The organism is Flavonifractor plautii ATCC 29863, assembly GCF_000239295.1.
In the GTDB taxonomy this organism is placed as follows: domain Bacteria; phylum Bacillota; class Clostridia; order Oscillospirales; family Oscillospiraceae; genus Flavonifractor; species Flavonifractor plautii.
On the sequence record NZ_JH417673.1, the window covers coordinates 1 to 14,202 of the forward strand.

Here is a 14,202-nt window from a genome sequence, read left to right on the forward strand (position 1 = left end):
GCCCCGGGCCGCGCTGTGCGCGGTCCGGGGCCGTCTCTGCGTCCGGGCTTGCGTTGTCAGTGGTCAGGCCGCACCTGTGCAGAAGCGCACCAGAATGGCGGCCGCCTGGGCCCGGGTCGCCCCACCGCCGGGCTTCAGGGCAGCGGGACCGGTCCCGCTGATGAGGCCGCCGGCATAGGCCCACGGCATAGGGGCTGATCTTCTCTGCATCCGCATAGGCGGACAAATCTGCCCTAGCTGACACATCGCGGCCCTGGCTGCGGGCGTAGCGGTAAAGGATGGCGGCCATCTGCTCCCGGGTGATGGTGTCCCCTGGTCCGAAACGCCCGTCTCCATACGGTGGAGGATGGTCACGATCATCCCCCGGGTGGTAGTCACCTCCGGGGAAAATCGTCCGTCGCCGGTGCCGGCCATGAGGCCCGCTTCGGCGGCGTAGCGCACTGTGCTCTCATACCAGGCCCCGGATACCACGTCCACAAAGAAGGGCTCCGCGCCGGGCTTGGTGAAGTATGCCACCACACTGTCGCCGGAGAGCTCGCCCGTCTTGGCGGCGCTCCACTCCGCTGCTCCGGCATCGGCCTTCACGCTCAGGGTATAGCTGCCGGTTAGTTCGGCGCCGGTGACCTTGATGACGATGACGGGGACGGAGGCACCTCGCTTCATGGTGATGGTAATGGTCCCGTCCTCCCACTTCTGGTCGTACAGGTCGGCACTGATGGTCTTGTCATAGGACACACGGACCTCATGCTACTGGCCTCAACACCCAGGTTGCCCAGCTTGTCTACGGGTACCACGCTATACCTATAGGTCAGGTTGTTGGCCGCGCCCAGATCATCCGTGTAGGTATCCGAGGTGGTAAAGCCGATGGCCTTGCCGTTACGGCGGATCTCATAGCCCAGCAGTTTTTCACTGTCGGCGTGCCTCATGGTCAGAGTCACCCTGGGTTACGGCGTATCACTTTCCACCCGGGGAGAAAGCCGTTCTCTTTATTTTATCCCCCCGCAGAATTTGGGCTATTCATCTCTTTTCTGGCCCCGCCCCCGCTGTAATCCTTTGCCGCGGCGACGAAGTCCCGGAACAGGGGATGGGCCCTATTCGGCCGGGACTTGAACTCCGGGTGGAACTGGACGGCCAGGAACCAGGGATGATCCGGCAGCTCCACCATCTCCACTAGCTTCCCGTCGGGGGACAGGCCGGACAGGACCAACCCCTTCTCCGTCAGCAGGGAACGGAAGTCGTTGTTGAACTCATAGCGGTGGCGGTGGCGCTCGGAGATATCCTCCGCACCGTAGGCCTGATAGGCTCTGGTGTCATGCGTCGTGATATAACAGGGGTAAGCACCCAGACGCATGGTCCCGCCCTTGTCAGTGATGCCTTGCTGGTCGGGCATCAGGTCAATGACCGGATGGGCGGTGGCTGCCAGTTCACTGGAATGAGCATCGGCCAGACCGGCCACATGGCGGGCGAACTCCACCACCGCCATCTGCATCCCCAGGCAGATGCCGAGATAGGGAACCTGATTCTCGCGGGCCCAACAGACGGCGGAGATCATCCCCTCGATTCCCCGGTTCCCAAAACCGCCGGGCACGATGATCCCAGCGCACCCAGCCAGCAGTTCCGCGGCATTGCTGTCGTTGATGTCCTCGGAGTCCACCCAACGGACATCCACCTGCACCCCGTTTTCGATCCCACCGTGGGTCAGCGCCTCCACCACGGAGATATAGGCGTCGTGGAGGGCCACATATTTCCCCACCAGGGCGATCTCCAGCCGGCCCGCCGGGCGTTTGGCTCGCTCCACCATGGCACGCCACTCCTCCAGGTGTGGCTTACTGAAGGGAAGTCCCAATACCTCGCACACCGCTTTTGCCAACCCGGCCTCCTCCAGCATCAGCGGCACTTCGTAGAGGATGGGGGCGGTCTCGTTGGAGATGACCCGCTCCGGCGGCACATTGCAGAACAGGGCGATCTTGTCCCGCACCTTCTGGGACACCGGCCCGTCGCAGCGGCAGAGGATCACATCCGGCTGGATGCCCAGGCCCAGCAGCTCCTTTACAGAATGCTGGGTGGGCTTGCTCTTGGGCTCCCCGGTGCCGGGAATGGAGACGATGAGGGAGACGTGGAGGTAAAGCACATTCTGCCGCCCCACCTCAGCGGCCACCTGACGGATGGCCTCCAGGAAGGGCTGGGACTCGATGTCTCCCACCGTGCCGCCGATCTCGGTGATGACCACGTCCACCTCCTCCCGGCGGCCAACCCGGTAGATGCGCTCCTTGATCTCACCGGTGATGTGTGGGATGACCTGGACCGTGCCCCCCAAGAAGGCCCCCTCACGCTCCTGGCTGAGGACGGACCAGTAGACCTTTCCGGAGGTGATGGAGGAGTCCACCGTCAAATCTTCGTCGGTGAACCTCTCGTAATGGCCCAAGTCCAGGTCGGTCTCCGCCCCGTCCTCGGTAACGAACACCTCCCCGTGCTGATAGGGGTTCATAGTGCCCGGGTCAATGTTCAGGTAGGGGTCGAACTTCTGGAGGGCCACCTTCAGCCCCCGGGCCTTCAGTAGCCGTCCCAGAGAGGCCGCCGCTATTCCTTTCCCCAGGCCGGATACCACCCCGCCGGTGATGAAGATATACTTTGCCATACCGATCCCTCCCTTGGGTAAGTTGGAAGTTCAAGTTTTGACGCGTCAGAACCCGCTGGCCCCGTAATTTTTCAGTGCCCGGGCGGAGGGGTCATCCACGTTGCAGCCCTCCCAGGCCCGATTTGGCATCCAGAAGTCCTTGATCATCCGGGCCTGGCCGGGGTAGTACCGCTCGAACAGGTCCCGATAGAGCAGGCTCTCCCGGGTGAAGGGCGGGCGGTACTGGTATTGGGCGCAGCCCCGAGTGAAAGCCAGGTCGCTGTACTGCGCTCTGGCATATTCCTTCAGATCATCCACCATAGAGTGGCCCACCGCGTCGGAGAAGGCCGCCTTCTCCCGCCACAGGATCTCGTCAGGCAGCAGAGCATCGGACTGGAAGGCCCGGCGGAGCAGATACTTGCCCTTGCCGCAGCGGTTGACCTTCAACGCCGGGTCCACCGACATGACATACTCCACAAAGTCCAGGTCCCCGAAGGGCACCCGGGCCTCCATGGACCAGCCGCTGATACACCGATCCGCCCGGAGCACATCGTACATGTAGAGTTCCTCCACCCGCTTTTCCGCCTCAGTCTGGAAGGCAGCGGGAGAGGGGGCAAAGTCGGTGTACTTATAGCCGAAGAGCTCGTCGGAGATCTCCCCGGTGAGGAGCACCCGGATGTCGGTAGTCTCGCGGATGGCCTTGCAGCACAGGTACATGCCTACGCTGGCCCGGATGGTGGTAATGTCCCAGGTGCCCAGGGCGGCCACCACTTTGGGCAGAGCGGCTATCACGTCGTCCCGGGTGATGGTCACCTCCGTGTGGTCCGCCCCGATGAACTGCGCCGCCTTCCGAGCGTACTTCAGATCGATGGCGTCGGTGTCCATGCCGATAGCGAAGGTGCGGATAGGCTTTCCAAGCAGCCGGGCGGCGATGGCGCACACCAGGCTGGAGTCCAGTCCGCCAGAGAGAAGAAAGCCCAGGGGGGCATCGGCGTCCAGCCGCTTGTCCACCGCGGCGATAAGCTTGTCATGGATGTTCTGGCAGACGGTGTCCATGTCGTCCGACCGGCTGAGGCCGGGACGGGCGGGGTTGGCGTAGCGGACAAACCGTCCCCGGTACCAGTAGTGTCCCGGAGGGAAAGGGAGGATCTGCTCACACAGGCCCACCAGCTGCTTGGCCTCGCTGGCGAAGAGAATGCCGCCGTCAGGACCGCAGCCATAGAAGAGGGGCCGGATGCCAATGGGGTCCCGGGCGGCAACGTATTCGTCCGCCTCCCCATCGTAGAGGATCAGGGCGAACTCCGCGTCCAGCCGGGCAAACATGTCCAGCCCGTACTCCCGGTACATGGGCAGCAGGAGCTCGCAGTCGCTGCCGCTGCGGAAGGTGTAGCCCCTCTGCTCCAGCTCTGCGCGCTGCCTCCGCCAGCCGTAGAGCTCCCCGTTGCACACCACCTGGTCAGGCCCCAGGGCGAAGGGCTGCATCCCACGCTCGTCCAGCCCCATAATGGACAGACGGCGAAAGCCCAGCCAGCCGGAGGCGGTTTCCGCCACCCGGGCCATGTCAGGGCCCCTGGTATAGGCCCGGTCCAGACAGGCCAAGACCTCTTCCCGCCCCCTGGTCTTTTGGGTAAATCCCACGATCACGCACATAGAAAGCACCTCCAAAAATGTTTGCGCAGCCCTCGTCCTCTTGATTAGGACGAATGCTGCGCTCCGCGGTGCCACCTAATTTGCCGCCGGACGGCGGCCCCTTTTCCGGCTCTGACAAGTCGGCGCGATGTAACGGTCGCAGCCCGTTCCCCCTACTGGCGCGGTGCGTTCGGGTTTCCGCTCCGGAGCGTTCTTCCCGCGGCCTCCTGTGCGGGGCTTTCACCATCCCCCGCTCGCTGGGACTGAGTCCCCGCAGTACTCTTCTCCCTCATTGCGTTTAACGGTATTGCCTGAAAAAACGGACAAGGGCGCTGTGGTCCATGCCACAGCGCCCTTGCTGTTATGGGATATTATAGTGACCGCCGCCCCCATTGTCAAGAAAAACTTTCGGCGGGCGTCCCCAATTTCCCTCAGAGGCGGATGGGATAGTTGCCAGTGAAGCATCCGTCGCAAAAGCCGCAGCCAGCGTCCGGGGCGATCTGATGTAGGACCTTCAGCGGCAGAAAGCCTAGGCTGTCCGCGCCGGTGAGGGCGCAAATCTCCTCCGGGGAGCGGTCATGAGCGATCAGGTGCTCACTGTCCGGAATGTCCGTCCCGAAGTAGCAGGGGGCGATGAAGGGCGGTGCGGAGATGCGCAGGTGGACCTGCACGGCGCCGGCCTCCCGCAGCAGGACTACGATCTGGCGGGAGGTGGTGCCCCGGACGATGGAGTCGTCGATCATCACCACCCGCCTCCCCTCCACACAGCTGCGCAGCGCCCCCAACTTAATGCGCACCGCCTGCTCCCGGCTGCGCTGATCCGGGGTAATGAAAGTGCAGCCGATATAGCGGTTTTTGACCAGACCCACTCCATAGGGGAATCCTCGACTCCTCCGCATAACCCATGGCTGCGTCCAGACCGGAATCTGGGATGCCGATGACTACATCCGCCTCCACCGGCCAGGTCTGAGCCAGCAGCCGGCCTGCCCGCCGCCGGGCCTCATAGACGGACTGACCGCAGAGCATGGAGTCCGGCCGGGCGAAATAAATGTGCCTGCCGCCCCTTTGTCAAGAGCTCCCCATACCGGCGGTGCAGATAGCTCATTTATGAAAGTCTATTTTATACTTCCTGCACAAATATGGAGAGCCGTCTGGCTATTTGTCTTAGTGGCGAAGCAAAATTGAGTTGAACTTGCAAAAACATCTTGACATGGAATTGCGGTTCGCGTATAATTTCCCATAGTTTAGGACAAAGGCGTTCCGAACCAACAGGTCGGCCTGCCTTTGTCCTCTTTTTATTTTAACTTTACTTGAAAGAATGAGAGGAGTGTCCTGCATGTCGTACAGCAAGGAAGACATCATCCGTATGGTAAAAGAAGAGGATGTGGAGTTCATCCGCCTTCAATTCACCGACATTTTCGGTCAGCTCAAGAACGTGGCCATCACCGCATCTCAGATTGAGAAGGCGGTGAATGACCAGATCATGTTCGACGGCTCCTCCATCGAGGGTTTTGTCCGCATCGACGAGTCGGATCAGTACCTGTACCCCGACCTGGACTCCTTCGCCATCTTCCCCTGGCGGCCCAGCCACGGCAGGGTAGCCCGGCTCATCTGTGACGTCCATGACCCGGACGGAAAACCCTTCGTGGGCGACCCCCGGCACGTCCTCAAGCGGGCTCTGAAAAGGGCGGAGGAGATGGGCTTTGATGCCTTCAACGTAGGTCCAGAGGCGGAATTCTTCCTCTTCCAGACTGATGACGAGGGCAAGCCCACCACCCGTACCAACGACGAGGCGGGCTACTTCGATCTGGGCCCCCTGGACCACGGGGAGGGCACCCGGCGGGAGATCTGCATGGCCCTAGAGCAGATGGGCTTTGAGATCGAGGCCAGCCACCACGAGGTAGCCCAGGGCCAGCACGAGATCGACTTCAAGTACGCCGACGCCCTGCGTACCGCGGACAACATTATGACCTTCAAGCTGGCAGTCAAGACCCTAGCCCAGAAAAATGGCCTCCACGCCACCTTTATGCCCAAGCCCATCTTCGGCATCAATGGCTCGGGGATGCACACTAACATGTCCCTGTTCCAGGGCGGGAAAAATGCCTTCTACGACCCGGATGACCCAAAGGGCCTGTCTAAAGAGGCATATTCATTCATCGCCGGTCTGCTGGCCCACGTGAAGGGCATGGCGGCGGTGACCAACCCCCTGGTGAACTCCTATAAGCGGCTGGTGCCCGGCTACGAGGCTCCCTGCTACCTGGCCTGGTCTGCCTCCAACCGCTCCGCCCTTATCCGTATCCCCGCCGCCCGGGGGCAGTCCACCCGGGTGGAGCTCCGCTCTCCCGACCCGGCCTGCAACCCCTACCTGGAGCTGGCTCTCTGTCTGGCCGCCGGGCTGGACGGCATCGAGAAGGGCCTCACCCCGCCCCCGGAGGTCACCGAGAACATCTTCGACATGAATGCCGCCGCCCGAAAAGCTCACGGCATCGACTCTCTGCCCGACTCCCTGGAGGAGGCCATCCACGCTCTGGAGGCCGATCCCTTGGTGCTGGACACCCTGGGAGAGCATGTGGCAGCCAACTATATTGAGGGCAAGCGGAAGGAATGGGAGGAGTACCGCACCCGCGTCTCCTCCTGGGAACGGGAGAAGTACATCATCAATTATTAAAGCGATCCCATCCCAACAGGGGAGTGAACGCACATGGAAAAGATCATTGTGGCCTTTGAGAGCGAAAAGACCGCCCTGCGTGTAAAGGAACTGCTGGAGGGGGGCGGCGCGGCCGCCTGCTTGGTGTGCCGCACCGCCGACCAGGTGCGGCGGGCCATAAACAAGCTGCCAGTGCCGGCGGTGGTGTGCGGCTACAAGCTGGGGGATCAGACGGCGGAGCTGTTCTTTGAGGACCTGCCCCCCTCCTGCGCCATGCTGGTGCTGGCTCACCAGGACCGATTGGATCTTCTGGGGAATGACGACATCTTCCGCCTGCCATCCCCGGTAAGCCGTGGGGATCTGCTGGCTGCGGTGCGGCTGCTGCTGCAAGTGGGGCGCAGGCTGGAGCGGCACGGGCGCCCCTGTCACAGTGGGGAGGATCGGAGACTCATCGACCGGGCTAAGGCCCTGCTCATGGACCGCCATGGCATAACAGAGGAGCAGGCCCATTACTATTTGCAGAAAAAAAGTATGGACAGCAGGACAAAATTGGCCCAGACCGCCCGGCTGGTGCTGGACAGCAAAACGATGGAATAGAGGCGGAGACGAGGTGGTCTCACGGCGACGGTCGGGAGACGGACCGCCGCCGTTTTTATGGAAAGAGGCGAGACGCATGAGGGAAAAAGCGGCTGAAGGGAGAGGGCTGTACTGCCCCGAATTCGAGCATGACGCCTGCGGCATTGGCGCCGTGGTGGACATACAGGGCCGGGCCAGTCATGAGACAGTGGACGATGCCCTGAAGATCGTGGAGAAGCTGGAGCACCGGGCGGGCAAGGATGCCGAGGGTAAGACCGGCGACGGGGTGGGCATACTCACCCAGATCCCCCACGCGTTTTTTGCCAGGGCGGCGGCGGAGGCGAGCATCGCCCTGCCCGGACGGCGGGACTACGGCGTGGGCATGTTCTTCCTGCCTCGGGATGGTTTGAAACGCCGGCAGGCCCAGAGACAGTTCGAACTGGTGACCGAGAAGGAAGGCATGGCTTTCCTGGGCTGGCGGGAGGTGCCCGTGCACCCGGAGATTCTGGGCCAGCGAGCCAGGGACAAAATGCCTAGCATCTTCCAGGCTTTTGTGGCCAGGCCGGAGGAAACGGCTCCCGGCTTGGATTTTGACCGAAAGCTCTATGTAGCCCGGCGGGTATTCGAGCATCTGAGCGGGGACACCTACGTGGTCTCCCTGTCCAGTCGCACCGTGGTCTACAAGGGCATGTTCCTGGTTCACCAGTTGCGGGCCTTCTACCCCGACCTGCAAAGCATAAACTATACCTCCGCCTTGGCCATCGTCCACTCCCGGTTCTCGACCAACACCAACCCCTCCTGGGAGCGGGCCCACCCCAACCGGCTAATAGCCCACAACGGGGAGATCAACACCATCCGGGGCAACATGGACCGGATGCTGGCCCGGGAGGAGACCATGTTTTCCCCCCTGCTGGCAACGGATAGGGACAAGGTGCTGCCGGTGGTGAACGCCTCCGGCTCTGATTCCGCCATGCTGGACAACACCCTGGAGTTCCTGATGATGGCGGGGATGGACCTTCCCCTGGCGGTGATGGCCTGCATCCCTGAGCCCTGGCGGAATGACCGCACCCTCTCCCGCTCCCGCCGGGACCTATACCACTACTACGCCACCCTCATGGAGCCCTGGGATGGCCCGGCGGCCATCCTGTTCTCCGACGGGGACGTGGTGGGAGCGGTGCTGGACCGCAACGGCCTGCGCCCTGCCCGGTACTACCTCACCGACGACAGCCGGCTCATTCTCTCCTCCGAGGTGGGGGTGCTGGACATCCCACCGGAGCATATCGTGGAAAAGTCCCGGCTGCGGCCGGGCAAGATGCTGCTGGCGGACCTGAGGCAGGGGCGGATCATTGACGACCAGGAACTGAAGGAGGGCTACGCCGCCCGGCAGCCCTATGGAGAGTGGCTGGACACCAATCTGCTCCGTCTGGCCGACCTGCCGATCCCAAACCAGCGGGTGGAGCGGCACAGCCGGGAGGAACTTAGCCGCCTTCAGAAGGCCTTCGGCTACACCTATGAGGACGTGAACGACACCATCCTGCCCATGGCCCGCACCGGGGCGGAGCCCACCGCCGCCATGGGGGTGGATATCCCCCTGGCGGTGCTGGACAACAGGGATCGGCCCCTCTTCTCCTACTTCAAGCAGCTCTTCGCCCAGGTGACCAACCCACCCATGGATGCTATCCGGGAGGAGATCGTCACCGACACCACCGTCTACGCGGCCGATGACGGGAATCTGCTCCAGGAACAGCCGGACAACTGCGGGGTGCTCCAGATCCACAACCCCGTTCTCACCTCCACCGACCTGATGAAGATCAAGGCCATGAACCGACCTGGCTTCCACGCAGCCACCGTGTCCCTGCTCTATTACAAGGGCACCCACCTGGATCTGGTACTGGACCGGCTGGCGGTGGCGGTGGACAGGGCGTACCGGGAGGGGGCCAACATTGTCATCCTTTCCGACCGGGGGGTGGACGAGAACCACGCGGCCATCCCCTCTCTGCTGGCGGTGTCTGCCATGGAGCAGCACCTGGTTCGCACCGGGAAGCGCACCGCCGTATCTATCCTCCTGGAATCCGCTGAGCCCCGGGAGGTCCACCACTTCGCCGCCCTGCTGGGCTATGGCGCCCGGGCAGTGAACCCCTACTTGGCGGAGGAGACCATCGTGGATCTGATCGAGGAGGGCCTGCTGGACAAGGACTTCCACACCGCAGTGGCCGACTATACCGCCGCCGTCCTCCACGGGGTGGTGAAGATCGCCTCCAAAATGGGCATCTCCACCCTCCAGTCCTACCAGTCTGCCCAGATCTTCGAGGCGGTGGGCATACGGCAGGATGTAATCGACAAGTACTTTACCAACACCGTCTCACGGGTGGGGGGCATCGGCCTGGAGGAGATGGCCGCCGCAGTGGAGCGGAACCACGACCGCGCCTTCGACCCCTTGGGACAGGAGACTGACCTGACACTGGAGAGCCTGGGGGAGCACAAGGCCCGAGCCGGTGGGGAGGACCACCTCTATAATCCACAGACCATCCATCTGCTCCAGCAGGCCGTCCGCTGGGAGGATTACGGGCTCTTCAAGCAGTACACCGCCCTGGTGGACGATGAGACAAAGCCCCACACCCTCCGTGGCCTGATGGAGATGAAATATCTGGGCGAGCCCATCCCCTTAGAGGAGGTGGAGAGCGAGGATTCTATCGTCAAACGCTTCAAGACCGGGGCCATGAGCTACGGCTCCATCTCCCGTGAGGCCCACGAGTGCCTGGCCCAAGCCATGAACCTGCTGGGGGGCAAGTCCAACTCCGGCGAGGGGGGCGAGGAAGACGACCGGCTGGGGGACCCGGAGCGGTACTCCGCCATCAAGCAGGTGGCCTCCGGCCGCTTCGGGGTCACCAGCGCCTACCTGGTGAGCGCCAGAGAGATCCAGATCAAAATGGGGCAGGGGGCCAAGCCCGGCGAGGGCGGCCACCTGCCCGCCGGGAAAGTCTACCCATGGATCGCTTGGTGCCGCCACTCCACCCCCGGCGTCACCCTGATCTCTCCTCCGCCCCACCACGACATCTACTCCATCGAGGATCTGGCCCAACTGATCTATGATTTGAAGTGCGCCAACCGTCAGGCCCGCATCTCGGTGAAGCTGGTCAGCGAGGCGGGGGTGGGTACCGTCGCTGCCGGGGTGGCCAAGGCAGGGGCCCAGGTGATCCTCATCTCCGGCCACGACGGAGGCACCGGCGCGGCCCCTCGTACCTCCATCCACAACGCCGGTCTGCCCTGGGAGCTGGGTCTGGCGGAGGCCCACCAGAACCTGATCCAAAACGGCCTGCGGTCCCATGTGGTGCTGGAGACTGACGGCAAGCTCATGAGCGGCCGGGACGTGGCTATCGCCTGTATGCTGGGAGCGGAGGAGTTCGGCTTCGCCACCGCCCCTCTGGTCACTCTTGGCTGCGTCATGATGCGGGTGTGTAACTTGGACACCTGCCCCGTGGGGGTGGCCACTCAGAACCCGGAGCTGCGGAAACGGTTCACAGGCAAGCCGGAGTACGTGGTCAACTTCATGCGCTTCGTCGCCCGGGAACTACGGGAGCATATGGCCCGGCTTGGGGTGCGCACGGTGGACCAGCTGGTAGGCCGCACCGACCTGCTGCGGGTACGGAAGCCCGCCGCCAACCAGCGGGCGGCCACGGTGGACTTGTCCGCCATTCTGGACAGTGCTTACGCCGGCTGGCCAAAGACCCGCTTTGATCCGGCGGACGCCTATGACTTCCATCTGGAGGACACAGTGGATCTGCGGGTACTGGAACAGAAGCTGGGCGTCGCCCTTGAGAAAGGCGACCATAGGCGGCTGGAACTGGCGGTGTCCTCCACCGACCGGGCAGTGGGGACTATCCTTGGTTCGGATATCACTCTCCTCCACGGGGAGGCACTCCCCGACGACACCTTTGTGGTAAAGTGTACCGGCGGGGGAGGCCAGTCCTTCGGCGCCTTCCTGCCCCGCGGCCTCACCCTGGAGCTGGAGGGGGACGCCAACGACTACCTGGGCAAGGGCCTCTCCGGAGGGAGGATCATCGTCTATCCGCCCAAGGACAGCCCCTTTGACCCGGCAGAGAACATTCTGGTGGGCAACGTGGCCCTCTATGGAGCCACCTCCGGCCAGGCCTTTCTCAACGGCGTGACCGGGGAGCGGTTCTGCGTGCGCAACTCCGGCGCCGACGCGGTGGTGGAGGGAGTGGGGGACCACGGATGCGAGTATATGACCGGGGGCCGGGTGGTAATCCTGGGCCCCACGGGCCGCAATTTCGCCGCCGGCATGAGCGGTGGGATAGCGTATGTGCTGGACGAGGACCATGACCTGTACCTGCGGCTGAACAAGGAACTGGTGTCCATGGGCCCGGTCACGGAAGAGGGAGATATAGAAGCGCTGCGAGGCCTGATCCAGGCTCACGCAGAGGCCACCGGCTCCCCCAAAGCCGGACGAATTTTGGCCAATTTCGGAGCCTGGTTGCCTAAATTCAAGAAGATTTTGCCCCACGACTACGACCGGATGTTGCGTACCATCGCCTGGTACGAGGCCCAGGGTATGGGCCGGGTCCAGGCAGAGACGGAGGCGTTCTATGTCAACGCCAGAGGAAAGGGGGACTGACCGTGGGAAAGCCCACTGGATTTCTGGAATATGCCCGGCAGGGCAATCCCTGCCAGCCACCGCTGGAGCGGGTGGTGTACTGGAACGAATTCCATCCCCGGCTGGGCCGGGAGGAACGGCAACGGCAGGGGGCCCGGTGCATGGCCTGCGGCGTGCCCTTCTGTCAGTCAGGGGCGGTGTTGAACGGTATGGTCTCCGGCTGCCCACTGCACAATCTGGTGCCCGAGTGGAACGACCTGGTGTACCGCAGAAAGCTTGGCCGCGCTTTGGAGCGGCTACTGAAAACCAACGACTTCCCAGAGTTCACCGGCCGGGTGTGCCCCGCCTTGTGTGAGGCGGCCTGCACCTGCGGCCTAAACGGCCAGCCGGTGACGGTGAAGGACAACGAGCTGGGGATCATCGAGGAGGCCTGGGAGCAGGGACTCATGTCCCCTCGGCCGCCCGAGACCCGCACCGGTAGGACCGTGGCGGTGGTGGGCTCCGGCCCCGCCGGGCTCTCCTGCGCTCAAAGGCTTAACCGCCGAGGTCACAGCGTCACCGTGTTCGAGCGGGCCGACCGACCCGGCGGCCTGCTGATGTACGGCATCCCCAACATGAAGCTGGAAAAGTCGGCGGTCCAGCGGCGGCTGGATCTGATGGCGGCGGAGGGGATAGCCTTCCGCACCGGTGTGGACGCGGGCCGGGACGTGGGTCAGGAGGAGCTGAAGGAACAGTTTGACGCGGTGGTTCTCTGCTGCGGCGCGGCCCAGCCCCGAGATCTGGACGTACCAGGTCGGGCGGGAGTGGACGTCTGGTTTGCAGTGGACTTCCTGACAGGGGCAACCCGTGCCCTGCTGGATGGGACTTACTGTCCCTCTGCACAGGGCAAGGATGTGGTCATCGTAGGGGGCGGCGACACGGGCAACGACTGCGTGGGCACCTGCATCCGCCAGGGCTGTAAAAGCGTTACCCAGTTGGAGATAATGCGTAAAGCCCCAGGCGCCCGCACCGCCAAGAACCCCTGGCCGGAGTGGCCGCGGGTGTGTAAAACAGACTACGGCCAAGAGGAGGCCATCGCCATCTTTGGTCATGACCCCAGGATCTACGAGACCACCGTCTCACACCTGCTTCGGGATGCGGAGGGGCACCTCACCGGGGTGGAGACCGTCCTGCTGGGGCCGGACCGCAAGCCTCTGACAGGAACGGAGAAACTGCTGCCCTGCCAACTGCTGCTTATCGCTGTCGGCTTCCTGGGCCCCCAGGACTATGTGCCGGAGGCCTTCGGACTGACGCGCACTCCCTGCTCCACTGTACAGACAGCGGAGGGGGGCTATTCCACCAACATCCCCGGCGTGTTCACCGCCGGGGACATGCGCCGGGGACAGTCCCTGGTGGTGTGGGCCATTCGGGAGGGCCGCGAAGCCGCCTGGGAAGTGGACAGGTACCTGATGGGACACGGCGAGTGGACCGAGCTCCCGCTGATTCAGACAGATTGAAAAACAGAAGGCCCGGTCGGTGCCCGCATTATGCAGCACTAGATAAGGATACATCGTGAACCAGGGGTTCATATCATTTTCTCTTAGCATAAGGCCACACCAATCTGGATATTTTAGGCGGAAAGCTTAGAGTACCAGGGGGTGTGGCTTTTCTATTTTCCCTAAAATTGACCAGATCAAAAAATAATATTTTCGAGGAATAAACACCCTTATAGAGGTTGTTTTCCAAAGTTTTGCGTGTTTTCCCTCTGTATTCCCTTTTAGTGCCCTATTTGCTCTCAAATAGGGCACTAAAATCTGAAAAATGATATACAAAAAGGAGAGCGCCGGTTTGTTGGTTTTGTCAACCATCAGGCCGGCGCTTTTTGTTGCCCGGGGAGTTCAAAAAGGGCATTTTCAATTTGCGCCGGAGAAGGATGACATAGCGCGCCAACTTTATTCGTACTGCCAAAAAAGGCACACACTTTTCCGTCTGATATGCTGAATAGATTTTTCGTGGAAAAGATGGCATGACGGAGTCCCCGAGAGTGGGACTCAAAAGGATGATTAAAAGGGGCATTTTGCCCGTAGTGAAGGAGGAGAACGCATATGACCAAAGAAACCTATTTCGAGGAACTGTCCT

At 62.5% G+C, this 14,202-nt stretch carries 7 protein-coding genes, 2 pseudogenes and 1 other annotated feature; of the genes and pseudogenes, 4 read left to right on the plus strand and 5 right to left on the minus strand.

The genetic code is table 11. From position 1 onward, the window contains the following. The 5 genes and pseudogenes from HMPREF0372_RS21300 to HMPREF0372_RS04025 form a co-directional block, all read right to left on the minus strand. On the minus strand, nucleotides 1-391 hold a 391-nt coding region (locus tag HMPREF0372_RS21300; protein WP_414016155.1), incomplete at its 3' end, for an S-layer homology domain-containing protein. A 26-nt stretch (nucleotides 392-417) separates the two neighbouring features. Further along, nucleotides 418-663: pseudogene (locus HMPREF0372_RS21305) on the minus strand (S-layer homology domain-containing protein); the annotation flags it as partial. Between the two features lie 328 nt (nucleotides 664-991). Further along, nucleotides 992-2,638: a CTP synthase gene (locus tag HMPREF0372_RS04015; RefSeq protein WP_007489200.1), complete on the minus strand. Its 1,647-nt coding sequence runs from the start codon at nucleotides 2,636-2,638 to the stop codon at nucleotides 992-994. Nucleotides 2,639-2,683: 45 nt separating this feature from the next. After that, nucleotides 2,684-4,267 carry an asparagine synthase B gene (gene asnB, locus HMPREF0372_RS04020; protein ID WP_007489201.1) on the minus strand — a complete coding sequence of 528 codons (1,584 nt, stop codon included), beginning with the start codon at nucleotides 4,265-4,267 and terminating at the stop codon, nucleotides 2,684-2,686. 42 nt (nucleotides 4,268-4,309) lie between these two features. Beyond that, nucleotides 4,310-4,548: a binding site (T-box leader), on the minus strand. 129 nt (nucleotides 4,549-4,677) lie between these two features. Next, a pseudogene (locus HMPREF0372_RS04025) lies at nucleotides 4,678-5,299 on the minus strand (amidophosphoribosyltransferase); the annotation flags it as partial. A gap of 283 nt (nucleotides 5,300-5,582) precedes the next feature. Here HMPREF0372_RS04025 and glnA point away from each other — a divergent pair. From glnA to HMPREF0372_RS04045, 4 genes are all read left to right on the plus strand, one after another. Beyond that, entirely contained in the window at nucleotides 5,583-6,914 is a 1,332-nt protein-coding gene (gene glnA / locus HMPREF0372_RS04030) for a type I glutamate--ammonia ligase (RefSeq protein ID WP_007489210.1), read from the plus strand. Nucleotides 6,915-6,947: 33 nt separating this feature from the next. Then, nucleotides 6,948-7,490 carry an ANTAR domain-containing response regulator gene (locus HMPREF0372_RS04035; protein WP_007489211.1) on the plus strand — a complete coding sequence of 181 codons (543 nt, stop codon included), beginning with the start codon at nucleotides 6,948-6,950 and terminating at the stop codon, nucleotides 7,488-7,490. A 76-nt stretch (nucleotides 7,491-7,566) separates the two neighbouring features. Next, entirely contained in the window at nucleotides 7,567-12,105 is a 4,539-nt protein-coding gene (gene gltB / locus HMPREF0372_RS04040; RefSeq protein WP_007489212.1) for a glutamate synthase large subunit, read from the plus strand. A 2-nt stretch (nucleotides 12,106-12,107) separates the two neighbouring features. Beyond that, on the plus strand, nucleotides 12,108-13,580 hold the full coding sequence (locus tag HMPREF0372_RS04045; RefSeq protein ID WP_039996650.1) for a glutamate synthase subunit beta: 1,473 nt from the start codon (nucleotides 12,108-12,110) through the stop codon (nucleotides 13,578-13,580). The last annotated feature ends 622 nt before the right edge of the window (nucleotides 13,581-14,202 follow it).